This is a genomic window from Amycolatopsis sp. NPDC001319 (assembly GCF_042896185.1).
Taxonomy (GTDB): Bacteria; Actinomycetota; Actinomycetes; order Mycobacteriales; family Pseudonocardiaceae; genus Amycolatopsis.
On the sequence record NZ_JBIAWY010000001.1, the window covers coordinates 132,989 to 157,956 of the forward strand.

18 protein-coding genes are annotated in these 24,968 nt (G+C 70.1%); 5 read left to right on the forward strand and 13 right to left on the reverse strand.

Annotation, left to right across the window (positions count from 1 at the left end; translation table 11 throughout):
- Positions 1-2 precede the first annotated feature (2 nt).
- The gene (locus ACFY1H_RS00675; protein ID WP_386943654.1) at positions 3-1,343 is read right to left on the reverse strand and encodes a hypothetical protein; all 1,341 of its coding nucleotides are present in this window, start codon (positions 1,341-1,343) and stop codon (positions 3-5) included.
- Between the two features lie 140 nt (positions 1,344-1,483).
- Positions 1,484-2,395, reverse strand: a complete 912-nt coding sequence (locus tag ACFY1H_RS00680) for a nitrate- and nitrite sensing domain-containing protein (RefSeq protein WP_386943656.1) — start codon at positions 2,393-2,395, stop codon at positions 1,484-1,486.
- A 123-nt stretch (positions 2,396-2,518) separates the two neighbouring features.
- Between ACFY1H_RS00680 and ACFY1H_RS00685 the strand changes: the two genes are divergently transcribed.
- Positions 2,519-2,839, forward strand: coding sequence for a nucleotide pyrophosphohydrolase (locus ACFY1H_RS00685; RefSeq protein ID WP_386943658.1), 321 nt, complete (start codon positions 2,519-2,521; stop codon positions 2,837-2,839).
- Here the strand turns inward: ACFY1H_RS00685 and ACFY1H_RS00690 are convergent, their stop codons facing one another.
- Complete coding sequence (locus tag ACFY1H_RS00690) at positions 2,840-4,405, reverse strand: exonuclease domain-containing protein (protein ID WP_386943660.1); 1,566 nt, start codon at positions 4,403-4,405, stop codon at positions 2,840-2,842. It abuts the gene before it with no gap.
- A 219-nt stretch (positions 4,406-4,624) separates the two neighbouring features.
- On the opposite strand from ACFY1H_RS00690, the gene ACFY1H_RS00695 reads away from it, so the two are divergent.
- Positions 4,625-5,437 (forward strand): thermonuclease family protein, encoded by an 813-nt coding sequence (locus tag ACFY1H_RS00695; RefSeq protein WP_386943662.1) that lies wholly within the window; start codon positions 4,625-4,627, stop codon positions 5,435-5,437.
- A 56-nt stretch (positions 5,438-5,493) separates the two neighbouring features.
- Here ACFY1H_RS00695 and ACFY1H_RS00700 read toward each other — a convergent pair whose 3' ends face one another.
- From ACFY1H_RS00700 to ACFY1H_RS00715, 4 genes are all read right to left on the reverse strand, one after another.
- Positions 5,494-6,345: a hypothetical protein gene (locus tag ACFY1H_RS00700; protein ID WP_386943663.1), complete on the reverse strand. Its 852-nt coding sequence runs from the start codon at positions 6,343-6,345 to the stop codon at positions 5,494-5,496.
- A complete protein-coding gene (locus tag ACFY1H_RS00705) occupies positions 6,345-10,379 on the reverse strand; it encodes an AAA domain-containing protein (RefSeq protein WP_386943665.1) in 4,035 nt (1,344 codons plus the stop codon). Before ACFY1H_RS00705 ends, ACFY1H_RS00700 begins: the two co-directional genes overlap by 1 nt.
- Before the next feature lie 246 nt (positions 10,380-10,625).
- Positions 10,626-10,766, reverse strand: a complete 141-nt coding sequence (locus tag ACFY1H_RS00710; protein WP_386943666.1) for a hypothetical protein — start codon at positions 10,764-10,766, stop codon at positions 10,626-10,628.
- The gene (locus tag ACFY1H_RS00715; protein WP_366577108.1) at positions 10,766-10,987 is read right to left on the reverse strand and encodes a hypothetical protein; all 222 of its coding nucleotides are present in this window, start codon (positions 10,985-10,987) and stop codon (positions 10,766-10,768) included. Before ACFY1H_RS00715 ends, ACFY1H_RS00710 begins: the two co-directional genes overlap by 1 nt.
- A gap of 217 nt (positions 10,988-11,204) precedes the next feature.
- Between ACFY1H_RS00715 and ACFY1H_RS00720 the strand changes: the two genes are divergently transcribed.
- Together ACFY1H_RS00720 and ACFY1H_RS00725 are read left to right on the forward strand one after the other, a co-directional pair.
- The gene (locus tag ACFY1H_RS00720; RefSeq protein WP_285971182.1) at positions 11,205-11,831 is read left to right on the forward strand and encodes a response regulator transcription factor; all 627 of its coding nucleotides are present in this window, start codon (positions 11,205-11,207) and stop codon (positions 11,829-11,831) included.
- A 101-nt stretch (positions 11,832-11,932) separates the two neighbouring features.
- Positions 11,933-13,432, forward strand: coding sequence for a hypothetical protein (locus ACFY1H_RS00725; RefSeq protein ID WP_386943667.1), 1,500 nt, complete (start codon positions 11,933-11,935; stop codon positions 13,430-13,432).
- On the opposite strand, the gene ACFY1H_RS00730 is transcribed toward ACFY1H_RS00725, so the two are convergent.
- The 6 genes from ACFY1H_RS00730 to cutA all read right to left on the reverse strand — a co-directional run bounded on the left by ACFY1H_RS00730 (position 13,395) and on the right by cutA (position 24,126).
- Positions 13,395-15,593 (reverse strand): hypothetical protein, encoded by a 2,199-nt coding sequence (locus tag ACFY1H_RS00730; protein WP_386943669.1) that lies wholly within the window; start codon positions 15,591-15,593, stop codon positions 13,395-13,397. The two genes, ACFY1H_RS00725 and ACFY1H_RS00730, sit on opposite strands and share 38 nt — an antisense overlap.
- Before the next feature lie 408 nt (positions 15,594-16,001).
- Positions 16,002-17,144 (reverse strand): GAF domain-containing protein, encoded by a 1,143-nt coding sequence (locus ACFY1H_RS00735; RefSeq protein WP_366577102.1) that lies wholly within the window; start codon positions 17,142-17,144, stop codon positions 16,002-16,004.
- 53 nt (positions 17,145-17,197) lie between these two features.
- Entirely contained in the window at positions 17,198-20,974 is a 3,777-nt protein-coding gene (cydC, locus tag ACFY1H_RS00740; RefSeq protein ID WP_386944815.1) for a thiol reductant ABC exporter subunit CydC, read from the reverse strand.
- Positions 20,975-21,018: 44 nt separating this feature from the next.
- Positions 21,019-22,029 carry a cytochrome d ubiquinol oxidase subunit II gene (gene cydB / locus ACFY1H_RS00745; RefSeq protein WP_386943671.1) on the reverse strand — a complete coding sequence of 337 codons (1,011 nt, stop codon included), beginning with the start codon at positions 22,027-22,029 and terminating at the stop codon, positions 21,019-21,021.
- Between the two features lie 141 nt (positions 22,030-22,170).
- Entirely contained in the window at positions 22,171-23,667 is a 1,497-nt protein-coding gene (locus ACFY1H_RS00750; RefSeq protein WP_366577098.1) for a cytochrome ubiquinol oxidase subunit I, read from the reverse strand.
- 138 nt (positions 23,668-23,805) lie between these two features.
- Entirely contained in the window at positions 23,806-24,126 is a 321-nt protein-coding gene (cutA, locus tag ACFY1H_RS00755; RefSeq protein WP_366577097.1) for a divalent-cation tolerance protein CutA, read from the reverse strand.
- Between the two features lie 173 nt (positions 24,127-24,299).
- Here cutA and ACFY1H_RS00760 point away from each other — a divergent pair, with 173 nt between their 5' ends.
- On the forward strand, positions 24,300-24,899 hold the full coding sequence (locus tag ACFY1H_RS00760; RefSeq protein ID WP_366577095.1) for a TMEM165/GDT1 family protein: 600 nt from the start codon (positions 24,300-24,302) through the stop codon (positions 24,897-24,899).
- The last annotated feature ends 69 nt before the right edge of the window (positions 24,900-24,968 follow it).

The window sequence follows — 24,968 nt, forward strand, 5'->3', positions numbered from 1 at the left end:
TTTCAGCTGGTCAACGAGCCGGACGCCGGAAGGTTACGCGGTTTCGGCAACGCGATCCGCGCCGCGCGCACTTCCGCGATCAGCCGCGTCTTGCGCCGGTGAACACTCACCAGGTCGGCCAGGTACCCGATGAACTCTTCCGCCGTGCCGGCGCGTTTGTGCAGCGTGCGCAGCTTCTTCAGGTGCTTCGCCGCTTCGCGGTAGGCCTGCGGGTCCTTCTGTTCGATGAGCTGCTCGATCTGGCTGCGGTAGACCGGGATCGTCTCGGCCGGGTGCGCGACCTCGCGCGTCGCCGCCAGCTCCACGCGCAACGCCAGCGACCCACCGAACCGCACGCACGCGCGCCACGCCTCGTCGGGCCGATCCTCGGCGAGCAGCGCCCGCGCGAGCTCTTCGGCGCCTTCTTCGCTGTCGGCCGCGCGCTCCCTCAGCCGCGCAAGCGCCGCGACGCGCTGCACCGACCACACGCCCGCTTCGACGGCCGCCTCGCGCAACGCCGTGTACGTGACGTTGCCCGGCGCCTCGTCGAACTCCTTGCGCCGCAAGGCGACCGTCTCGTCTTCGGCCTCGGGCCTCGGGGCTTGGGTCTTGTGCGGCGTGAGCGCACGGGCCGCGTGCGCGATGGCCTCGCTGTGCCGCCCGGCCGCCCGCAGCACCCGCACGATCTTCAGGCTCACATCCACCCGCGGCGGCTTGGCGGACAGGATCGCGACCAGCGCGTCCACATCTCCGCGGACCTCGGCGAGCTCCTCCAGCAGCCGCTCCGCGACGTCCCGGCGATACCCCGTCGGCCCGGCCGTCAGGATCTCGTCCACAGTGGACTTGACCCGCTCAAGCCCCTTTTCCCCCAACGCCTCGGCAAAATCCGCCAGCGCGATCGTCGGCCGTCCCGGCCCGTCGAACTCCACTTCCAGCAGCCATTCCGCCAGCTGCTCCGGATCGGGCGGCCGCGCGACACACGCCCGCGCATACAGCTCGACCGCGAAGTCCAGCTTGTCCCCGAGGTCCCCGGACGGATCCCCGGACTGCTCCAGCACCTCGCCGATGTCGTCCACCGTCCGGCGCGCGAGCGGCGCCAGATCCGCCGGGCTGCCCGCATCGAGCAACCGCTCCAGCGTGTCCAGCACCGCACCCACCTTGGCCGTGTACTCGACGTTGCCATCCTGCACGGCGGTGTCCAACAACCGATGCGCCTCCGCCACCTCACCCGATTGAGTGGCGCACCGCAATTCCAGCGAATGCCGTAACTCAGGGTCACGCCGCGCCTGGGCGTACAGCAGGTCCACCAGCGTTTCCGCGTCCAACGTACGCAGGTAGGGCCGCAGATCCGGGGGAGCACTCACGCGCACCAGTCTGCCCCATGCCGTTCGCCGCGCGTGTGGGCCAACTGCGTGCTCTTTCCGTCCCACCCACACACCCGGGGTGACCTGTGGTTATGGCCGGTTGGGGTTGTGGTCACCGGTCTTTGGAGGACTCCTCGAGCTCAGCGGGTCGCCGAACCGCTGCGTGCAGTCCCGGCCCGGTGGCGCGGTGCTGAGCGTTGCCGCAGGTCCGTTCCGGACCCCTGCTCCGGCCCGGGCGACCGCGGCGATACATCCATTCGAGCCAGCCGCCGCGGGTCCGTGAGGCGGTCGGCGAGCCGGATCGCCACCGCCATCACCACGCCGGCGAAGACGACGATCGCGACGCCGCCGGCGAGGGCGCCCCCGAGGGTGCGGTGAGCGTGATCAACCGTCATCTGCACCGCGAAGTTGTTCTGCTGCGCGAAGAGCTCCCCCAGCCCACGCCCCGCGACGGCCGTAGCCGCCCGCCACGTCGGGGCGGCGACCGGCAGCGGCGCCGCGTCCGCGAAGGCGTTTTCGACCGCCGTCAGCGTGCTCCAGTCCTCGCCGCGAACGAGCGCTTCGTACCGGACCCGGCCACTCTGCGTGAGCCGGCCCGCGGCGCTCGACAGTGTCGTCCGGTATCCGCCCACCGCGTCCGTGAAGAGCCGCCGAGTGGTCCCGTCGAGGCCCGCCAGCGCGAGGGAATCCGCGCGGTACAAGCCTTCCGTCGCCACCAGCAGGTCCACGGCCGTGTTCTGCTGGTAGGCCGTCTCCGCGTCCGGCGCCGCCCGGGTGAGCTCGCGCAGGCCGGCGATGGCGTCGTCGATACGCTGCGTATAACCGGTGTACTCAGCCAGCCGGTCGCCCGCGAGCAGCGCGTGGCCCCGCCGCTCCTGCAGCCCGACCACGGTCCGCGTCACGTCGTTCGACGCCCGCGCCGTCTCGTCCGCCAGCCCGCGCACGTGATTCGCTTGCTGCACCAGGAAAATCCCGATCACCAACGCCACCAGCACCAGCGCCGCACCGGGCACGAACGCGATCAGGACCACGCGCCTGCGCAGGTACTCCACGGCCCTTCCTTCCGCTTTTCCCCGACCCGGCCAACCACGCTAGGGAAACCGCCGAGCGACGGTCAACGAAAGTCCGCCATACGGCCGTTAGCCCACCGTGACCGCCGTGGTACGCAATCTCCCGTGACTCTCGACGCGCTCACCCAACGCCTCCGCGACTTCGCCGCCGCCCGCGACTGGGAACCGTTCCACCACCCGAAGAACCTCGTCATGGCCCTCTCCGGCGAAGTCGGCGAACTCATCTCCCTCTTCCAGTGGCTCACGCCCGAAGAAGCCCGCGAATACCGCTCCGACCCCACCCTGACCACCAACGTCCGCGACGAAATCGCCGACGTCCTCCTCTACCTGATCCAACTGGCCGACTCCCTGGACATCGACCTCCTCGAAGTGGGCAACGCCAAGGTCGACCGCAACGAGACCCGCTTCCCACCCGTGCAGCGCTGATCAGCCCGCCGCAGGGGCTCGGCCGGTTTCGCTGACGTACCAGCCACCCACAAGAAGGCCAACGCCGAGCACGCCGAAGAAGAACCCGCCGCCCAGGGCGAGGCCGCCGAACAGGCTGATCACGGTGATGAGCATGAGCAGCAAGCCGACGGCCATCATTGCGCGGCCGCCGACGACGGCGGGCAGGCGTCCGGCAGACTTCGGCGCGGAGTGTGCTGGAACCGGCGCGAACTGCTGAGTCGGCTGCGGCGGTGCGGCGGCCGTGGCTTCCTCGACAGGCCAGTCCGGAACCGGCTCGTACCGCGCAGGAGGCGGCGCCGGCAGCTCGTAAGTAGGAGACGGCGACGCAGGGGGCAGGTCGAAGCCAAGGGCCACCGGAGCCGTGGCGACGTCGACGACATCGGCACCCAGGTCCGCCGCTCGGGTCAGGCGGGGTTCCGTCGGCGGGACGCTCGCGTCGTACGCGAGGTGGGTGACGGTGGCCGTGAGCTTCTTGGCGAGTTGCACGCCCTCGTCGAGGACGCGGGCGCGGAGCTGGTCGGCCTCAGCGGTAGTGCCGAGTACCAGCACGCGCGTGGCTTTGCGGTCGGTGGTGGTCGGGCGAAGGTCGGCGACGACGTTGGGAACATCGAGCGCCGCGGCGACCTGACGAAGGGCGCGGTCCTCGTCAGCGGTCACCACGCCGTCGGCCTCCGCGACGGCGCGCAGCGCAGAGACGAACTCGGCGTGGAGGTGCCGGACGTCAGGCTCCGGCAGGCCCGCTTCGGCGGCCAGCCCGGCGAGCGCCCAGACTTCTTCGCCGGACAGGTACTCGTCGGCGACGGCCTCGGCCAGCAAGTCCAGGTACGCCGCGCCGGCGGAGTCGGCAGTCGACGGCGAGGTCACGACCCGGTCGACGACGCCGGACATCCAGCCGCGCTCGGCCACCTCGACGTCAGGGCGGCGGAGGATGCGCCCGCCGGGGGCGTAGCGCGGGAGCTCGGGATACCGCGGCGGCGCGGCGAACCGCAGCCCGTGCGTGCCGACGAGCGCCGTCACCACCTGGGCGCACGCGCGAGCCGACGCCGACGCTAGGTGCGGCGGGAAGTCACGGATACCGAGCGCCCGCGCGATCGTGGCCAGCCGATAGTTCGGCAGCCGCAGCGCCTCCTGCGCCGCGATCGCCGTCGAGACGCCCGGGAGCGCAGGCAGCCGCACGCCCACGCGGGCCACCTCTTCGGCGAGAAACCCTTGGACCAGCGGCAAGTCGTGCGCCACCACCACCGCGCCACGGCACAGGTCCAGCAACGGCCCGAGGACGTCCGCGAACGACGGCGCGCCGACCAGGTCTCCGGCGGTGATCCGGTGCGGACCGCTCCAACTCGCCGGTAGCGACCGGCCGGGGTCGATCAACGTCGCCAGTTCTCCCAGCACGGCGCCGTCACCCCGCACTCGCACCGCTCCCAGCTCAACGATCCGACCCGAACGCAGGCCGGTGCTCTTCACGTCGATCGCCGTGAAGTCGACCCCGCGACCGGACAGCCGTCCACTGCGAGTGAGCGGCAGGAATTCGATCAAGTCGGCCACCGAGTCCGCACTTTCTTCTGAGAGGGTTCCGCGGAGGATCGCTCACGCGCAGTTGATCGTGACAGCCTTTTCCCGAATTCCCGAATCCGTGACGATTTCGTGATATCAACTCGGGGCTGTTCAGGTGATGATGGTCAGTTGCGCGTCATGGGCGTAACGCCGACGGGTTTCCGACGAGAACCAGTCAGCACATCGCAGCCAGGATCGAGGAATTCCCGAATGCATCCCACCCCGGCGCCCGCCGCGCGCCCCCGGAAGCGTTTTCCGAAGTGGCTGATGGTCACGCTCGGCGTTTTCGTTGTTCTGTTCGTCCTGGGTGCCATTTTCGGCAAGGCCCCCGAAACGCCGACGCAGCCCGTCGCCGCACCCGCGGCCCCCACCACGACCACGCCCGCCGCCCCCACCACCACTTCGGCACCGCCACCCGTCACGTACACCGTGGACAACGTCGTGGACGGTGCCACCGTCGAACTCGCGGGCAGCGACGGCACCCACCGGACCGTGCACGTCCTCGGCGTCACCGTGGCGACCGGGAGCAACTGCTACGCAACGGAAACGCTGGCCTGGGCGACCAGCAAGCTCGCCGGTGCCGCGGTCAAGCTCACCACGGACACGACCACCGGCGTCGCGCTCGCCCTCGCGGACGGCACCGACTACGCGACGACCGCGCTACAGAACGGCTTCGCCAAGTTCGCCGTCGACGCGACGTCAACAGCCCTGCAAGCTGCAGAAACGACGGCCCGCCAGGCGGCCAGGGGCCTGTGGGCGGCGCCGTGCAAGGGTGCAATCGACGGCCCGACGCCTCAGGCTCCCGCCCCGCCGGCGCCTCCGGTTACCAAGAAGAAGGAAGCTCCGGCGCCGCCGCAAACGCACGAAGAGCCGCCACCCGTTCAGGAGCCGGACACTTCGTCGGTCTACTACAAGAACTGCACCGCGGCCAAAGCCGCTGGCGCCGCACCGCTGCACGCCGGTGAGCCCGGTTACCGGTCCGCGCTGGATCGCGATCACGACGGCGTAGCCTGCGAAGACTAGCAACGACGAAACGCGGCCGGCGGGGAAGAATCCCGCCGGCCGCTATCGCTATCTCATCAAATCGCCGGAACGTTTTCCTCAAGATCATTGAGCAAAGCGTGCACCGGCGCCCAGCACAACATGACGCTGTCCTGATCGAACCGCGGCTGCTCCGCCAATTCCTTACGCGGGTGCACGAAGTTCCGAAAATCGCGGACGGTGTGCACAAACTTCGTCGCGTCGAGTTGAATCCAGTCCTTGCCGTGGGCAATGTCGATCATCTGCTGCAGCGTGACTCGATCCGGTTTGTTACGCCGACCCGGATCACGAGGGTTCGGGAACCCCTTCTCCCGCAGCTCCTCATCACGCTCCAACAGCAACTGCAGCAACAGCCCCTCGACGATGCTCCCGATCCCGATCACCGCCATCGTGTAAGCCCCACCGCTCTCGCAGATCCGGGTCTCCTCCAGCCGACCCATGAGCATGTCGATGGTTACCGGATCGGCCAGCAGCTTCTCCAGCCGGCTGCGGAAGTCGGCGGGCTCGGAGAACGTCGGCTGCTTCCCGTCGGAGCCCAGGCGCCCGACCACGGGACGGCCGGACACCACCGTCACGACCAGGCCCTCCGGCGCCAGCTTCTCGTTGACCATCGCGCGGAACTCGTCCGCGATCACCGCACCCTCGTCGTACTCGATCGGGTCGCACACGCGGCAGAGGAACCGCTCGACGTCCGCGCGGTTCTCCCGACGCTCCTCGAGTTGCTCGGTCAGCCACGGGATGCGCGGCGAGCCGTCGTACTCCGGCGGATCGGCCCAGCCCGCGGCAGCCAGCAGCTCGGTGAGCTGGTAACCCTTGCGTTCGTACGGGCCGCCCATGTCCACGACCACCTCGGCGAGCCGTTCGACGGTCTTGGAGTCCAGCGGGAACATCAGTTCTCCTCCTTGTCGGCGAGCTGCTGGGCGATCTCGATCGCCCGGCTCAAGCGCTCGACGATGAGGGAGCCACGTCGGCGGAAACCGAGCTCGGTCATCACCTGCTGAAGCCGGTCGTCGCGATCGAGCAGGAGCCCGTCGCTCATCAGCCAGCGGCAGATCCCGATGAGCTGCCGTTCGGTGTACTCCTGGATCTTCAACCCAGCGGGCACATCAGGCCTCGGTCCCCGCGCCACCGGAACCGCGGCGACAACCGGCGCCGCCGGGACGATCTGCTCCACAACCGCGGGCTCGGCATCAGCGTCGGCCATCGCCTTCTCCCACGCCGCCACGATCCGGTCCGTTTCCCCGACGGGGTCCGCGAACCACGCCGACGACCACAGCCGGTGAAACCGCCAGCCGAGCGTCTCGAGGTGCGTCTGCCGAAGCCGGTCGCGGTCCCGAGCGCTGTGCGAGCTGTGGTACTTGTGCCCGTCGGCCTCGACGGCGAGCACCATGCGGCCTGGATCGTCGCGATGCGCGAGCGCGAAGTCGATCCGGTAGTCGGAGAAACCCCACTGCGCGTGCACAGGCACGCCGCGGCCCTTCAGTGCGACGTCGATGGCTCGCTCGAAGCCGTTCAGCTCGCCGGCGACGTGCCGGCCGACCACGTCGATCGAGCCCCGCCGCTCGGCGAAGTCGAGGTAGCGGCGCAACAACTCCGTGCCGGTCACGCGTTCGGACGGCCGCAGATCGGCGGCGGTGAACGACGCCACCACCGTCATCCGCCGCTTCGCACGGGTGACTGCGACATTCAACCGTCGCTCGCTGCCCTGCTGGTTGAGGATGCCGAACGCCGTGTAGTTGATCTTACCCGCGGCGTCGCGGGCCACGCCCACGCTGAGGATGATCGCGTCGCGCTCGTCGCCCTGTACGTTTTCCAGGTTCTTCACGAAGAACCGCCGGCCGAGCTCGACCTCGCCGGAGAAGAATTCCTCCAGTTCAGGGTGGTCCCGCCGGGCTTCGCGCAGCGCCCGCTCGACCCGCGCCTGGTGCTTCATGCCGGGCGTGATCACGCCGAGGCTCTCGTCGGGTCGGAGCCGTGCGTGCTCCAGCACCAGCTCGACAACGCGGGCGACCTCGGCCGGCGCGGAGCCGTTCTGCCCCGGCGACGCTTCGCCGTGCACGACCTCCAGCGTCACCGGGCTTTCCTGGTGAGCACCGGGGAAAGTGACCAGGCCGTTGCGGTAGATCTCCCGGTTGGAGAACGCGATCAGCCGCTCATCGGCACTGCGGTAGTGCCAGCTCAGCATCTCGGTGTTGGGCACCACCGGCCGCAACGCCGTCAGGATGGATTCGAAGTCCGAGAGCTCGCCCGTGAAGTCCTCATCCTCTTCATCGTCGGTCACGGCGCGGTCGAAGAACGCAGACGGCGGTAGCTGCTTCTCGTCGCCGGCGACCACCAGGCGGTGGCCGCGCATGATCGACGTGATGGCGTCGTGCGGGCGGATCTGGCTCGCCTCGTCGAACACGACCAGGTCGAACAGCCTCGCGGCCGGCAACATCCGGCTCACCACCAGCGGCGACATCGCCCAGCACGGCCGCAGCGCGAGCAACACGTCCGACGCCTGCTCCACCAGCTTGCGGGTCGGCATGTGCCGGGTCTTCAGGCTCGCCTGCTTCTTCAGCACACTCGCCTGCTCCGGGTGCTGCTCCTTCGCCTCCTTGACCTGGCGGGCCACCGCCCGGCGCACCCGCGCGGCGGAGGTCACGCGGTGTTCGACGTCCTGGGTGCGGAACTCCTCGGCCGCGCGCGTCTGCCGCTCGACGACGAACTGCGCGAGCTCCGGCACGGTCAGCTTGAGCTCGTCTTCGATGGAAGCCAACCAGATGCGGGTGAATGCGGCCCAAGCGCCGTCGGCGTCCAGCTTCCGGGCCGCGATCTCCTCCACGAGGGGACCCAGCCCGAGCTGTCGGAACCGGTCCTGCAGGGCGATCAACGTCGGCATCCTGAACAACGTGTCCTGGTCGGCGCGCAGCTCACCCAGGCGCTGCTCGATCTGCGGCGCCGGCCCGTTCTCCAAGTCCGGTCGCCGGGCCGAGAGCGCCACCGCGGCGAGCTGACGACGCAGCTCGGCGTAGTCCTTCATCATCTGGTCCAGGCCCGTGACATGCGCGGGCTGCGTGTGCCGGCCGCCGAGAGCCTGCCACTGGTCGCGTTGCCCGGCGATGCGCATGAGCTGCGCGTGCAGCTCGGGCTTCTTCGTGACGTGCTGCGTGGACATGGCGCGGATCTGCTTGACGAGCGCACGCCGCTGCTTCCACGGCAGCTGCTGCGGGTAGCGGGCACGGGTGGCGCGATCGGCCGTCGCGTAGCAGAACGCGTCGAGGTGGGTGCCGAAGATGTCCGGACCGAAGGCGTGCACGCTTGACGAAACCTGGTCCAGCAGCTCCAGCACGTCCTGCCAGCCCGCGATGTCACGTGGCGGCATGAGCCCGGTCTGGCTCAGCAGCGCGTGCATGCCGTCCTGGCCGCGCTTGAGCGTCTTGTCAGCCAGCTGGTCGAGCTCGGCCAGCACCCGCCGAGCGTCGTCCGTCGTCCGGACTTCGGCGTTGCACCACGGGGTTTCCCTGCGCACCAGGCGCGGGCCACCCAGCTCGACGAAGTCGCGCAGCTCCTGTTCGAGCTTCCGGACCACGGTGGCGTTCAGGGCCTGCAGCTGAGCGCCGCGAAACGCGCCGGGCAGCCGGTCTCCGGGTGGAAGCGACAGCAGCCGGTCGCGGACCTCGTACGCGCTCAGCCCCCACGGCTCGCGCACCGCGTGGAGTTCGCGCGACTGGTCCAGCAACCGCTGTCGCGCGCCGGAAAGGCGGCCGTGCAGTGGCTCGGCGTCGACCGGCGGCTGCTTCGTGACGGCTTCGAGGCTGTCCGAAAGCTGCTTGGCGACGTCGCGCTTGCTGATCTTCTGCTGGTGCAGGTCGAGGACGAGGCCGCCGAGCTGCACGTCGGCCAGGCGGTTGAGCACCGCCTCGATCGCCGCGCGCTTCTCGGCGACGAACAGCACCTTCTTCCCGATCGCTGCCGCCCCGGCGATGATGTTGGCGATCGTCTGGCTCTTGCCGGTGCCAGGCGGGCCTTCGATGAACAGGTGCTGCCCGGCCAGCGCGGTCATGATCGCCCGGTGCTGCGACGAGTCCGCGTCCTGCACCAGGAACTCGTCGGCGGGCTGGAGCTGGTCCACGGACTGTGGCGCGAACCCGGACGCCTCGCCGGCGAGCTCGGCCGCCGCCGGCTGGTAACCGGCGATCGCGGCGACGAGGTCGTGGCTCGCCAGCAGCTCGGTGGCGTTCGCGAGATCCTCGACCATGGGGAGCTTGACGTAGTTGAACGTGCCGAGCACGACGTCGTTCTGCAGCGTGAGCTTCACGTTCTGCGCGGCGGCCACGGCGGCGAGCTCGCCGAACACGGCTTCGACCTGCTCCGCGTGCCCGGCACCCGAGGTGAGCACGTTCTCCACGTGCGCCGCGAAGTTCTCCGGGATGGTGATGCCGTAGTGCTCGTCGAGGACGTACAGCAGCACCGGATTGATCTCGACGTCCTCACCCGGCTCCACGGTGAAGTCGCTCTCCGCCGAGGTGCGTGGCTTCAGCGTCATCGGCCGCAACAACAGCGGCGCGCGCAGCGTCGGCACGGGCTTGGCCCCCTTGTGCTGCTGGGGATCCGTGACCACGAAGCCCATCGCGATCCGGCCGACCTCCACGCCCTGCTCTTCCTCGAACAGCAGGATCCGGCGGGCCAGGCTCTGGGCGCTGGTGCAGGCGGCCCGGTGGCGCTCGGGTTCGGGGAACAGCGCCCGCAACGTGAGCTTGCTGCCGCCGGTCACAGTGGCGAGGGCGTCCGGCTCGGCGTTCGTCAGGTCAAGGCTGCCCGTCTTCGTGTTCTTGAAGACGACCATCGTGTTGTTGTGGCTGACGTCGATCAGGCGGTTTCGCCACTTGTCGGCCTGCGCCGCGACCAGCTCAAGCCGTTGCGGGTCGATCTGCGCGGTCATACCGCTTCGTCTCCTCGGCAGAACGGTTCTTCGGACCTGTTGTGGCACAGGGCCCGCCGTTCTGCGACGAGCCGTACAGAATGGCAGAAGATCGGGCCCGGCGGAAGAGGCCCGTAGGCGCGCCATCGTCCGTCACCGGAGAGGAAGATCGCGACAGCTCGGGGTTTCGTGTCGGGTGCCGGCGCTGAACCACCCGTTCGGCCGCTTTTCGTCTCGATCGGGCAACTTTGCCTGCGGGACAACGAGTTATGTGGACCCACTGCTCGTCGACGGCTTGCTCGTCGTCACCACCTGTTGGGGCGGCATCGGGGCCGGTGGGCGCAGGAACGCGACCAGCAGCAGAGCCGCGACGGCCACCGCCAGGGCTGCGACCACGGCGATGCGCATCAGGCCGGCCGGCGGCGCAGGTGGAGGACCATGCCGGCGGACGCGGCGGCCGCGAGCAAAGCGCCCGACGCGACCAGGAACGGATCACCGAATGGGGATATCGACGTTTCCGGAATTGCGCCGGCCGGATTTTCCGGTTCCGCCTGTGCTGCGGCTGACCAGACCACGATAATCCCTGCGACCAGGGCGAACGTACCGAAGACACGGCGAAAGAGAGTCAACAGGAAAACCTTCCAAAGAGTCCGGCGAAGCGTTGTCGGGCATATCGCCGGGCCGACGGAACCGTTACGGATCAATTCCGCGCGATTTCCCGCGGCAACCTGATCGGGTGCATCCGGTGATTTTTCGCCACACCTTCACAGAGCCCACGCCACGCCACCGACGTGTCCTCCGGCACCAGCACCAGCGACAGACCGCGCGACGCCGTAACCTCGGGGTATGCCGATCCAGGTGCTGCTCGTCGACGACCACGAACTGGTCCGCCGCGGCCTGCGCGACCTGCTGGGCGACGAGGCGGACATCGAGGTGGTCGCCGAGGCCGGGGGCGTCGAGGAGGCGCTGGCCGTCGCGATGCACGTGGAGCCGGACGTCGCGGTGGTCGACGTCCGCCTCGGCGACGGCGACGGCATCACCCTGTGCCGCGAGCTGCGGTCCAAGCCCAACCCGCCGGCCTGCCTCATGCTGACCGCGTTCGACGACGAGGAGGCCATGGTCGGCGCGATCATGGCGGGCGCGTCGGGCTACCTGCTCAAGCAGGTGCGCGGCCAGGACGTGGTCAACGCCGTGCGCGAGGTCGCCGCCGGCCACTCCCTGCTCGACCCCGTCTCCACGGCCCGCGTGCTCGACAAACTGCGCCACCCGCCCACGGACGACCTCGCCGCCCTCACCGACCGCGAGCGCGACGTCCTGGAGCTCATCGGCCAGGGCATGTCCAACCGCGAGATCGCCGAGCGCCTGTTCCTGGCCGAAAAGACGGTCAAGAACTACGTAACCTCGGTCCTCGCCAAGCTCGGCATGCAACGCCGCACCCAAGCCGCCGCCTGGATCGCCCGCCGCGGCAAGTGATGCCCGAAAACGCATACCCCCCCCCGTCGTTTTGGCCCAAGGTCCCGGTCGATCCGGCGTATGACCGCTGGCTGACCACGGCGTTCGACCGCAAGGTGCTCGTGGTCGTCCGCACCCTGACCACGCTCACGCGCCTGCTCGACGTCGTCTCGTTGTTCGGCGGCGACCGGCGGATCCAGCTCGTCTTCACCCACGACGAGCGCCGGCCGGGAATCCTCGCCGCCGGCGTGCCGGAAGCGCTGAGCCGTCTCGGGCCGCCCGTCATCGGCTGGGACCAGGCGAAGGCGACCCGGTTCGACCTCGCGATCGCGGCCAGCGAGAACGACGTGCTGGCGGAGCTCGACGCCCCGATTTTGCTGGTGCCCCACGGAATCGGCTACCAGAAGTACTACCCCGGCAGTCGCGTCACGTCCGGCCTCAACCCGGAAAAGCTGATCCACGACGGTGAAGTGGTGCCGGCGGCCATCGCGCTGTCGCACGAAAGCCAGCGCGCGCAGCTGACCCGGTCGTGCCCGCCCGCCGCCGAACGGGCCGTGGTCATCGGCGACCCCTGCCTCGACCGCATGCTGGTGAGCCGGCACCGCGCTCCCCGCTACCGCAAGGCGCTCGACGCGGGCGGCCGCACGGTCGTGACGCTCGCGTCGACCTGGGGCAAGCACTCCCTGTTCGGCCGCCGTCCCGAGTTGCCCGTGGAGCTGCTGGGGTGCCTGCCTTTCGACGACTACCGCGTCGCGCTGACGCTGCACCCGGGCGTGTGGGCGGCGCACGGGCCGTGGCAGGTGCGGGCGTGGCTGCGGCCGGCCATCGCGGCGGGGCTTGCGCTCGTCCCGCCCGACCACGGCTGGCAGGCGGCCGTGCTCGCCGCGGATTGTGTGTTGTCGGACGAAGGATCCGCCGCGCTGTACGCGGCCGCCGTCGACAAACCGGTGCTGCTCACGACACCGGGATCACCGACGACAGTCGCGGATTCGCCACTCGCCGCCCTCGCGCGGAGCGTGCCGAAGCTCGTGACGGGGCTCGGCCTGCGCGATCAGATCGACGGCGCGATCACTCGCCATCGGCCCGGCTCGCACGCGCCGATCATCGAGGAAGCCGTCGAAGACTCCCGCGCGCCGCTGCTCGCCGGCCTGCTCTATTCACTGCTCGACCTGAACCCGCCCGACGACCCGGTTTTCCCGCCCGTCGCCGATCCCGAGCCGCTGACCTCGCCCGCTGCCGCGTTCGTGGCCGGCGTCGACGGATCGGGTGAACTCGCGCGGTTCCCGCTGGTCACGGAGAAGTCGCCGGACCTCGAGTACCGGCACGTGCTCGCCCACGCCGACAACGCCGAGCTGCGGGAACTCGACGCCGCCACTGTCGTCTACGCGGACGAGCCCGGACGACTCGCCGGCCTGCTCACCCACTGGCCGGCCGCTCAGCTGGCGGCCGCGCCGATCGACGGCGGCTGCGTCGTGCGCGACTCGACCGGCGCGACGCACGAGCTGACGGCTGATGCGGATCCCGTGCTGCTGGCCGCTTTCGCCTACGTGCAGCTGACGACGGGCCAGCCGTTCACCGGTCACCTCAACGGCGCCCCCGTATCCGCTCTTCGACAGCACTGAACTTGGCCGCGAACTCCGCCTGCCGCGGATGCCCGGCGGCGAAGTAGACCTGCCACGCCCGTCGCCACGCGTCGAGCGCGGCCGGCAGGTCGCCGCGAGCCTCGGCGAGGGTGGCGAACGCGGCGTCGAACTCGGCCGCGTATTGCGTCGCGCCCGAGGTGTTCGCGAGCTGCCACGCCTGGCCCAGGGTGTCGGCGGCGGCGTCGAAAGAGCCGAGTCCGGTCTCGGCCTTTGCCTTGACCAGCAGGATCCGCGAGCGGTTGCGGTCGTCGGCGGTGTGCTGCTCGGATTCGCCGAGCAGCGCGAAGACCTGGTCCCATCGCCCGAGCCCGACGAGGACGTTGGCGAGCATCCGGGTGTGGATGCCGAGACTTCGCGCGGCTTCCGGTCCCGCGGCGCGGTCGATGCGGATCGCTTCGTCCAGCAGCGTCACCGCCTCGGCCATCAGTCCCGGCGTTTGCTGCGGGTGCTGCCGGGCTTCTTCCTCGCGGAACCGGCCGCAGAACTCCAGCACCGACGACAGCAGGCCCGGCAGCGCCAGCTCGCGCGCCAATGTCAGCGCCTCGTCCAGAAACGGCTTAGCCGTCGTGAACTCGTGCATCAGCAGGTGGGTGCGGCCCTGCTGGCTCAGCACGCGCGTGAGCAACGGCCGGTCGCCGAGGCGGCGCGCGCCGCGGATTCCCCAGTTGTTGATGTCGGCGAAGAGCCGGTGGTACCCGCGGTTGAGCATGAGCACTTCGAGCGACCCGCAGATCTGGCCCAGCTCGACATCGCGCTCACGCAGGTAGGCCTCCCGGGCGAGAGCGCCATAAGTCTCGCGGGCGGCTTCGACCCAGTCGAGCGGCTTGAGGCCTTCGAAGTTCGCCCTCGACTCGGCACCGGGCCGCGGTGTGTACAGGCGGAGGCGATCCGTGCCGTTGTGGAGATCCGCGGCCACGGCTTGGTCGCAGTGGAACTCGAGCGCTCGTTCGACCGCCACCTCGGCCGAGCCGCGGCGGCGGGCACCTTCGCGGATCAGGTTGTACAGCCGTTGCCGCGAAGTGTCTGTGTGCGCGACGAAGCCGGCGTCGACCAGCTCGTCGAGGGCGTCATCCGGTGAGCGGCCGAAGACCGCGGCCGCGCCGGCCGCCGTGAAGTCAGGTCCGGGGTGCGCGGCGAGGAGGCGGCACAGCTCCGCCGCGTCGGGAGTCAGCTCCGCGAAGGACTCCTCGAAGGCCGCCGCGATCACGTCTTCGCCGCCGAGCTTGCCCGTGGCCCGGAAACCCTCCAGCACCGACGCGACGGCGCCGGGACCGCGCTGCATGCGCCGCGCGACGCGGACCGCGGCGAGCCGGACCGCGAAGGGCATGTGGTCGCACAGGTCCACGAGTTCTTGGGCCGCAACGGGTTCGGCCGCTACCACGTTCGGGTGGGAGAGGTGGCTCAGCAGGGCGAGCGCGTCCTGTGGAGCGAGCCGGCCGACCTCGATCGGCGGCGCCGGGAACTCCATGCGGAGATCGTCGCCGGCCTTGATCGCGGTCACGAGAACGACGCTGTGCGGCGACGGCGGGATGAGGCCGTGCAGGTCGGTGGCCGCTTCCGCGTTGTCGAGTGCCAGCAGGAAACGGTGGCGCGCGGTGACCGAGCGGTATTGCTCCCAGAGCTGTGGCGTTCCGGTGGCGGTCAGATCGTTGCCGACGTCGAGCGCTCGCACCACTCGCGCGGCCACCTCGGTGCGGCGCACCAGCGAACCGGACCGGTAGTCGGCGAGGTCGACGTAGATCTGTTTCGGGAGGTGCGGGCGCAGATCGGTGGCAAGACGGCTCAGCAGCGCCGTTTTGCCCGCGCCGCGCGGCCCGGTGACGAGGCGGGCACCGGGGCCGGCGACGAGCGCGCGTTCGGTTTCGCGGTCGACAAACGGTGCGGCCGACGCGGGAAAGTCGCTGCTGCTCCCGGTTCCCGTCGACTGGGGCAACAGTGATTCGATCTGGTCGGCGAACTCTCGGTCGGTCGCGAGCAGCTCGGCGATCGCCGTCACGGCGCGCGCCTTGTCGCCCAGGATCGCCACCACGTCGGTGGCGGTCCGGCGTTGTTCGAGTTTGTGTGACACCAGCTGTTTCACCCCGCCGAGCGCGGCCACAGCCATCGCTTTGACGACTTCCGCCGCCACGGCTTCCCACATGAAGCGACCCCCTCGTAACTGATCATGGCGACCCTAACAGCCATCTCCGACAGAACTGGTGACGTCGATTTTCGAGTGATCGGCCGGTACCGCCGCTCGGAAAGCGGCTAGGCCGTTAGGAGGTTTCTCGCGCGCGTGAGCTCACGGTCGGCCACGGGTGATTCGGCAAGGACCTTTCGGATTCACCCCATCGTGAGTCGAATGGGTGTTCGATTTCCCGGTAGACTCGCCACCAGGTGAAAGCGAGCCGCGACTCGCGGTGCTGGGGTGTTGGTCGATGTCGTACGGGAAGTCGCACGCTGCGCGTACACGCGTTGCGTGCCCGTCGGAGAGGAAGGAGCGGCTCACATGACGCGTGAAGGCTGAAGCCGGATCAGCGCGCTGTGGGTGATGGTCGCGAACGTGCGACTAGTCCAGAGGGAGATCGAAGGCGACGAGTGTGCCGAGGCTCGGTGAGGAGTTGATGAAGAACTTCCCGCCGGCGGCGTCGGCGCGTTCGGCGAGGTGACGCAGGCCCCGGGTGGCGACGCCTTGGGGTACACCGGATCCGTTGTCGCGCACGCGGAGTTTCACGCCGTCGCGGTCGCGGGTCAGGGACACGCGTGTCTCGCTCGCGCCGGAGTGGCGGACCACATTGGACAGTGCTTCGCGCAGTGCCGCGCGGATGTGGTCGGCGCGTTCGGCGGGGATGTCGGCGAACTCGCCGGAGAGCTCGAGGGTCGGCGGGTAGCCGAGGAGCTCGCCGGCGATGCGGACTTCGCCGCGGGCTGACTCGGCGAGGTCGGTCGGCGTGCCGGTGTCGTGGCGTGGTTCCGGCGAGCGCAGGGCTCGCACGGTGCCGCGGATTTCCTCGATGGTCTGGTCGAGCTGGTCGATGGCGTCGGACAACCGCGCGCCGTCGGCTTGGGCGAAGCGCTTGCGCATGTTGCGGCGCACGCGGTCGAGCTGCATGCCGGCGCCGTAGAGGCGCTGCACGATCACGTCGTGCAGTTCGCGGGCGATGCGTTCGCGCTCTTGGTAGAGCGTCACGCGGTGGCGGGCGTTGGCGCCCTCGGCGAGCGCGAGCACGACGCCCGCCTGCGCGGCGAACGCCACGAGCATCTCGACGGTCCCCGCGGAGAACGGCTCGCGGCCCTGCAGGCGGTAGACCGTGAGCGCGCCGAGGACCCGGCCGCCGGAGCCGAACGGCGCGGCGGCGAAGGGGCCGAAGCCGCGGAGCTCGTCGGGCACGAAGGGGGCGGTGCGCGGGTCGACGACGAAGTTGTCGCTGACCACCGGCTCGCCACCGCGCGCGACGCGGCCGGCAGCGGAGTGGGCGGGCAAGGTCAGGCCCTGCAGCGCGCGGTCGGCACCACTGAGGTCGACGGCGGCCTCGACCACGACGTGCCCGTCGTCGGCGCTGACCATGGCCAGCCCGAGGTCGGCGTCGGCCAGCTCGGCGGCGCGGATCACGACGGTGTCCAGCACGGCCTCCGGGTCGTCGCCGGACAACGCGGTGCTGGTGATCTCGGTGGCAGCGGACAACGCCCGCGCGGCAAGTGTCGGGTCCATGAGCAACACCGACCCTAGCGCGTGCTTGCGGCCCGGACCCGGAATCGTGACCGTCACCAATCACCCCTCGCGGCCGGTACCGCTTGCCGTTCGAGTACCTGGCCGCCGCGGACCTCCAGCACGACGTCGGCGTCGAGCTGCTCGTCGAGGCTGTGGGTGACGTGCACGACCGTGCGGCCGGCGAGCTCGGTACGCAGCGTGGCGCGCAGGGCCCGAGCGGTCCGTTCGTCGAGGTGCGCGGTGGGCTCGTCGAGCAGCACGAGGCCGGCCGTCGGCGCGGCCAGCAACGCCCGTGCCAGTGCGACGCGCTGGGCCTGACCACCGGAAAGCCCGCTGCCGGCGCTGTCGAGAACGGTCGCCGCGTCGAGCTCCGGCAGCTGCGCGAGGTCGAGCACCCGGCGGACGTCGTCGTCGGTCGCCCGGGGATCCGCGAGGCGCAGGTTCTCCGCCACGCTCGTCGACACCAGCATCGCCTCCTGCGGTGCCCACGCCACCCGCTCGGGCACCGCGACCTCCCCCGCGCGCGGCTCCAGGAACCCCAGCAACGCCGCCACCAGCGTCGACTTCCCCGCTCCGCTCGGGCCCACGACGGCGACGTAGGTTCCGGGCTCGATGTCGAGCGTGACGTCGGTGAGCACGGTTTCGCCGCCGGGCCAGCCGAGGTCGGCGCCCCGAAGCCGCACGGCGCTCGGTGCCGGTTCGGCCGGATCGTTGAGGTCCGCCCTCGGCGTCGACGTAGGCTCCGCGGCGTCGAGGTCACCCAGGCGAACCCGGGCCGCGCGCAGCGTGTCCCAGTGCATAGCCGCTGGTGGCAGCAACGAGAGAACCTCGGCAAGAGCCAACGGAACCAGCGCCAGCAACGGCGCCATGACCCCTGCCAACTGGCCGGACGCGACAGCCGGTGCAGCGAGAAGCGTGCTCCCCACGGCGGCGGCCCCGGTGGCCAGGACGATCAGGGCATCCGCCGCACCGGCACCGAACGCTTGACGACGGGTGGCGGCGGTCAGCTGAGCATCGGTCGCGAGCAGCGACCGACGACGCGACGCCGCAGTTCCGTAAGCAATCAACTCCGCCGCCGACGCGAAGAGCACGAGAACCCGCGCAGCGACGTCACGGCGCCCGGCGGCAAGGGCAGCCGTCGCGTGCCGCTCGGTCAGAAGGGCAAGCCGGGGCGCCGCGAGACTGACCACCACGGCGGCGGCAAGAAGCAGGCCGGCCGACGGAAGCACAACCGTCTGCACCGCAATCGCGCCCGCCGCAACAAGCCCGACGACAACCGGCGGCGAGACCACCCGCGGCAGCAGGTCGCGGACGGTGTCGACATCGGTGACCAGCCGACGCTGCCCCTCGCCGGCCGCAAACGCCCGCGCCGGACCGAGGCGGACCAGCGAATCCCACAGCCGAACCCGCAGCCGCCCAGCGATGCGGAACGCGGCGTCGTGCGTGACGAGACGTTCGGCGTAACGCAGCCCCGCACGCCCGAGCCCGAACGCGCGCACACCCACCACCGCGACGGTCAACGTCAGGATCGGCGGCTGCAACGACGCCTTCGCGATCAGCCACCCCGACGTCGCCGTCAGCGCAACGCCCGCCAACAACGCCACCGCACCCAGCACGGCTCCGGAAAACAGCCGCCGGTCAAGCAAAAACCGCCACGGCAATGCCCGCCCGGCCCCCACGGTGTCGGCAGAAGCATTGCCGGACAACGGCTTCTCGTCGGCCACCACCACCGCCGCCGACCGCTCGTGCGCCGCGATGACCGCCGCCGCCCCACCCGCCACGGCCCGCTCGACGGCACCCATCACCCGCCGGGCGTTGACCTCGTCGAGGTGGGCCGTCGGCTCGTCGAGCAACAGCAGCCACGCCCCCGCCCGCACCCTCACCAACGCCCGCGCGACCGCCACCCGCTGCCGCTGCCCCAGCGACAACTGCCCGACGGGCCGCTCCCCCAACCCCGACAACCCCAGCTCCGCCAGCACCTCCTCGACCACATCACCCTCGCCGGCATCGCCCCCGCCAACGGCGCCAGAGCCAACCGCGGCCGCTCCGAAACCACCCGCCACACGCAGCGCCGAGCCAACCGCCCCCGAGCCGACAACGCAGCCACCCGCCGGCGAATCCGCGACGACCGAGCCCGAGCCGAGCGCGGAGCCGTCGCCAGCCGAGCCGACGCCCTCGGCGTCCGACGAGACGCCCGCGGACGAGTCGGAGACGTCGAAAGCCAGGATCGGGCGAAGCACCGCGCCGACTGCTCCCGAGCCCAAAACGGAGTCACCCGCAGGCAGGTCGAAGACAGCCGAGTCGGGCCCGATCACGTCGGTCGCATCGACACCATCGGAGCCGGCCGAGGCCAGGTCGGAAACACCGGCCGCAGAGCCAGCCGCGTCCGAGCCACCAGCGCCGACTGCGGCCGACCCACTCTCGGGCGAGTCGGAATGAATCGAGTGAGGACCGACCACGTCGCCCACGTCGGCGCCTTCGGCGGCGACCGGCGCCGAGCCGAGAGCCGAGCCCGCGACGGAGCCGGCGGCAACCGTGCCCGTCACCTCCTCGCGGACGGTCCCGCCGCTGAACACCGGTGACTGCGGCACCCACGCCACGTCCGCGCGCCAGAGGTTGATGTCCACCGAGGCCAGGGGGACGTCGCCGAGGGTGATGGTGCCGTCGGGGGTGGGGAGGAAGCCGAGGAGGGCGGAGAGGGTGGTGGATTTGCCGCCGCCGCTGGGGGCGCGCAGCCAGGTCGTTTGGCCGCGGCGGGCGGAGAACGAGGCGCCGTCGGGGGCGAAGCCGCCGCGGCGGGCGATGCTTAGGTTGGACACAGTGAGTTGTCCACGGGGCGGGACGCGGGTGCCGAAGTGCGGGGCCGGTTCGGCGAGGACGTCGGTGACGCGGCGGACCGCCTCGACGCCGTCTTCGCTGGCGTGGAAGGCCGCGCCCACCGCGCGCAGCGGTTGGTAGCACTCGGGGACCAGGATCAGCACGCCGAGCCCGATGGCCAGGGGCAGCGAGCCCGACACCAGCCGCACGCCGATCACGACGGCGACCAGGGCCACGGACAAAGTGGCGACCAGTTCGAGCACGAAAGCCGAAGAGAACGCGACCCGCAAAGTCTTCAACGTCGCGCGGCGGTGGCGGTCCGAGACGCGCGCCACGGTGGTCCCCTGCGCGTCCGCGCGGCGGAACGCCGTGAGCACCGGTAGAGCGCGCACCAGTTCCAGCAACAACCCCGACATGCGGTGCACGGCGTCCGTCGCGCCGGCCACGCGGTCGGCCGTGAACTTGCCGACCAGCACCGCGAAAAGCGGCAGCAACGGCACCGTCACCAGCACGATCACCGCCGACGGCCAATCCATCCACAGGATCGCCGCGCCCGCCGCAAGGGGGACCACCGCGGCCGTCACCAGGGCGGGCAGGTATTCGCGGAAGTACGCGTCGAGCGCGTCCAAGCCGCGGGTGACCAGCTCCGTCAACGAGCCGTCGCCGCGGCGGGCCAGCCACTCCGGGCCGAGCCGCAGGCTGTGGGAGACGACGCGAGCGCGCAGGTCCCCCTGCGCCGTCGCAGCGGCGCGCGCGGAGACCACCCGCACCGCCCAGCCGGTGAGCGCCCGGCCCGCGACGAGCGCGAACAGAGCGGCCAGCTGGGCGTTGCGGCCCCCGATCCCAGTGGAGACGATGGAAGCCAGCACGTCGGCCAGAAGAAACGCCTGCACCACAAGGAAAACCGCGTTGACGAACGAGAGCGCCGCCACGAGGAGCAGCGCCCGGCGCGCGGCCGGCCCGAGAGCCGAGAGCGCGCCGAGCGGCCCCTTGCCCGGCCGCACCTGGTCCACTGTGGACCTCGGGGCGGAAAGGGTGGTGCGGCCGGGAAGCGTGATCACGGTGCGTGCACCGCCGGGATGTGCTGAACGCCGATGCGCTTGCGGAAAACCCAGTAGGTCCAACCTTGGTAGATGAGCACGGCCGGCGCACCGAACGCGGCGACCCAGGTGATCACCTTCAACGCGTAGGGGCTCGCGGCGGCCTGCGCGATCGTCAGCGAATTGGCCGGATCACCCGTCGATGGCAGCACGTTCGGGTACAGCGCCCCGAACATCGTCACCGCGGCGGCCGCGATCACCACGCCCAGCGCGGCGAACGCCTGCCCGTCGCGGTCCGCGCGCAGCCGCAGCCACGCGACGATTGCGGCAACCACGCTGACCACAAGCGCGACCAACGTCCACGCCTGCCCCGCGCGCACCTGCACGACGATGAGGAACGCGACCATCGGCAGCAACGCCACCGGCAGCAGCCGCAACGCCAGCACCCGCGCCCGCTCGCGCAGCGAGCCCGACGTCTTCAGCGCCAGGAACGCCGCCCCGTGCACCAGCGAGAACCCGACCACGGCGAGCGCGCCCAGCAGCGTGTCCCACCGCACCACCTCGAACGGCGAGCCGACGCGGTTGCCGGCGGCGTCGAGCGGCAGGCCGAGCACGGTCGTCGCGAGCAGCAGCCCGACGCCCAGCGGCGGGATCCACGAGCCGACCATGATCGCGCGGTCCCACGTGCGCCGCCAGCGCTCGGAGTCGACCTTGCCGCGGTACTCGAACGCGACCCCGCGCCCGATCAGCGCCAGGAGCACGAGCAGCAACGGCAGGTAGGCGCCCGAGAACAGCGTCGCGTACCAGTCGGGGAACGCCGCGAACGTGGCGCCGGCCGCGACGATCAGCCACACCTCGTTGCCGTCCCACACCGGCCCGATGGTGTTGACCATGACGCGCCGCTCGGTGTTGTCGCGCCCGAGCACGGGCAGCAGCATCCCGACGCCGAAGTCGAAGCCCTCGAGGAACAGGTACCCGAGCCAGAACAGCGCGATGATCCCGAACCACACCAGCTGCAGTGTCGTCATGACTCATCCCCAAGATCGCCCTGAGTTATCCACAACCCATCGAGTTGTCCACAGATCAGCTGTGGGTAACTCTCGTGGGTGACCGGCCCACCACGCTGGGTCGAACCCACCGAAGAACCCGACGAAGCACCCACCGGAGGCTCAGTAAGCGAACGACAACGTGTCATCCGAACCCGCCTCCCCACCGTGCGCCGGCGGCGGCAGAACCCCTTCGATCCCACCCCGCACGTACTTGCGCATCAGGAACAGCTCCACCACGCCCAGCCCCAGGTAGAGCACCGTGAGCGAGATCAGCGACGTCCACACCTCACCGACCGTCAGCTGCGACACCGCCTGCGCCGTGAACATCCACATGCCCTCGACGCCCGTCGGGTTCGGCGCGACCACGAACGGCTGACGCCCCATCTCCGTGAAGATCCAGCCGGCGCTGTTGCCGATGAACGGCGTCGCGATGCCCGCGACCAGCAGCAACGGGAACCAGCGCCCGCCCGGGATCCGGCCGCGGCGCGTGAGCCACAGGGCCAGCAGGCCGATCCCCGCCCCGATCGCGCCGAAGCCGATCATGGCCCGGAATCCCCAGTAGGTCACCGGCAGGTTGGGCACGTAGTCGATCGGCTTGCCCGCCAGCGGCCCCAGGTCGGGGTCGTTCGGGTAGTTGGTGCCGTACTTCGCCTGGTACTGGCCGATCAGGTTTTCCACACCCGGCACCTCGGTGGAAAAGTCGTTGTGCGCGAGGAACGACAGCAGCGCCGGCACGGTGAACGTCTTCACGTCCTCGCAGTTGGCCCCCGCGACGTCGCCGATCGCCAGGATCGAGAAGCTCGCCGGCTTCTCCGTGTGGCACAACGCTTCCGCCGACGCCATCTTCATCGGCTGCTGCTGGAACATCAGCTTGCCCTGCGTGTCACCCGTGATGGCCAGCACCGCGAACGCGGCGATCCCGACCCAGGCACCGAGCCGCAGCGACGCGCGCCAGACGTCGCGGTGCACGCCGGCGTCCGAGTCCGAAGTCGAACGCCGCCGCCAAAGGTGCCAGCCCGCCACCCCGACGAGGAAGGCCGCCGCCACCGAGAACGACCCGGCCAGCGTGTGCGGGATGGCCGCCAGCGCCGTGTTGTTGGCCAGCACCGCGAAGATCGAGTTCATCGTCGGCTTGCCGTTCACGAACTCCACACCCACCGGGTGCTGCATCCACGAGTTCGCGGCCAGGATGAAGTAGGCCGAGGCCATCGTCGCCAGCGCGAACGCCCACGCGCACGCCAGGTGCACGCGTTTCGGCAGCCGGTCCCAGCCGAAGATCCACAGGCCGAGGAAGGTCGACTCCACGAAGAACGCGACGAGCCCCTCCATCGCCAGCGGCGCGCCGAACACGTCGCCGACGAAGCGGGAGTAGGCGCTCCAGGACATCCCGAACTGGAACTCCTGCACGATCCCGGTCACCACGCCCATGGCGAAGTTGACCAAGAGGAGCTTCCCCCAGAACTTGGTCATCTTGAAGTAGCGCTCGTTGCCCGTACGCACCCAGGCGGTCTGCATCCCCGCGACGAGCACCGAAAGTCCGATGGTCAGCGGGACCATCAAGAAGTGGTACACGGTGGTGATGCCGAACTGCCACCGCGCGAGCTCAAGGACATCCACGTACCCGAGCTAACTCCGCCGACGCGGCGCCAACCAGTTCAACACGTCCCGAAAAACGAGGGACCAACGTCCTGAACCCGGGAAACGCCCACGTCAGGCGTCCCGAGCCCATCCGTCCATTGTGTACCCGAAAGGGATCTACCGGGTCTGCTCCACCACCCACGACAGGTACCGCGGGCTCCCGCCGACGATCGGCGTCGCCACGATCTCGGGCAGGGCGTACGTGTGGCGCACGTTCAGGAACTCCTCCAGCGCACCCGCGCGGTCGGCCGCCGTCTTGCACTCCACGCGCCACTCGGAGTCGGTGCGCACCTTGCCCTCCCAGCGGTACACGCTCGTGATCGGCCCCACAATCTGGGCGCAGGCGGCGAGCCGCGCCTCGACGGCGCTCGTGGCGATGTTCCGAGCGGTCGCTTCTTGGTCGACAGTGGTGGACACAACCACGTGGTCAGCAGGCATGACCCGCACCGTACCGCATCCGCAAAACAGAATTCGGCGCACCGAAAACTATATTCAGGGGACCCGGCGAAAGCTATTCAACAAACCTCATGGGGCAATTCGCAAACCCGATCAACTTGCCGCGTTCTGAACACCTCCTTTATCGTTGAAGTGAAAGGGGTGTCCACCAGCTCATGTCTCCCGCACTCATCGCTCTCATCAGCGCGTTCGGCCTGGTCCTGGCAGTGGAACTGCCCGACAAGACCCTGGTCGCAACACTGGTGCTGACCACGCGTTTCCGCGCGTGGCCGGTATTCGCCGGGGTGTGCGTGGCATTCGCTATCCAGTGTGTTATAGCCGTCGCGTTCGGCAGCGTACTCACCCTTCTTCCGGAAACCGCGGTTTCCCTGGTCGTGGCCGCGATGTTCGGTATCGGCGCCTTCATGCTCCTGCGCGAAGGATTCAGCGAAGCCGACGAAGCGGCCGACGACGCCGCACGCCTCGGCGCGGCGCCGAAGTCCTTCCTGCGCTCCGCGCTGACGTCGTTCGGCGTGCTCTTCGCCGCCGAGTGGGGCGACGCGTCGCAGCTGGCGACGGCAGGGCTCGTCGCGCGGCTCGGCAACCCGTTCGCGGTCGGGCTCGGCGCGTTCGTGGCGCTGGTCTCCGTCGCGGGGCTCGCGGTGTTCATCGGCGCGAAGATCCGCAGCCGCATCCGGCCGAAGCTCATCCAGCGCACGGCGGGGTTCCTGTTCGCCGGATTCGCCGCGTTCGCGCTGGTCCAGCTCGCCTTCTGAGCGAGTTGACCACAGAGACTTCACAGGAACACCGGGTAGCCTCTTCGAATCCAGTGGATGAGGGCAAGG

What these genes read in the sequence shown, in the direction of transcription:
- ACFY1H_RS00700 (WP_386943663.1), bottom strand. Translation starts at nt 6,345, where the DNA reads ATGTTCCCGCTGGACTCCAAGACCGTCGAACGGCTCGCCGAGGTGGTC.
- ACFY1H_RS00760 (WP_366577095.1), top strand. Translation starts at nt 24,300, where the DNA reads ATGTCTCCCGCACTCATCGCTCTCATCAGCGCGTTCGGCCTGGTCCTG.
- ACFY1H_RS00705 (WP_386943665.1), bottom strand. Translation starts at nt 10,379, where the DNA reads ATGACCGCGCAGATCGACCCGCAACGGCTTGAGCTGGTCGCGGCGCAG.
- cutA (WP_366577097.1), bottom strand. Translation starts at nt 24,126, where the DNA reads ATGCCTGCTGACCACGTGGTTGTGTCCACCACTGTCGACCAAGAAGCG.
- cydB (WP_386943671.1), bottom strand. Translation starts at nt 22,029, where the DNA reads ATGACGACACTGCAGCTGGTGTGGTTCGGGATCATCGCGCTGTTCTGG.
- ACFY1H_RS00730 (WP_386943669.1), bottom strand. Translation starts at nt 15,593, where the DNA reads ATGTGGGAAGCCGTGGCGGCGGAAGTCGTCAAAGCGATGGCTGTGGCC.
- ACFY1H_RS00720 (WP_285971182.1), top strand. Translation starts at nt 11,205, where the DNA reads ATGCCGATCCAGGTGCTGCTCGTCGACGACCACGAACTGGTCCGCCGC.
- ACFY1H_RS00735 (WP_366577102.1), bottom strand. Translation starts at nt 17,144, where the DNA reads ATGGACCCGACACTTGCCGCGCGGGCGTTGTCCGCTGCCACCGAGATC.
- ACFY1H_RS00695 (WP_386943662.1), top strand. Translation starts at nt 4,625, where the DNA reads ATGCATCCCACCCCGGCGCCCGCCGCGCGCCCCCGGAAGCGTTTTCCG.
- ACFY1H_RS00710 (WP_386943666.1), bottom strand. Translation starts at nt 10,766, where the DNA reads ATGCGCATCGCCGTGGTCGCAGCCCTGGCGGTGGCCGTCGCGGCTCTG.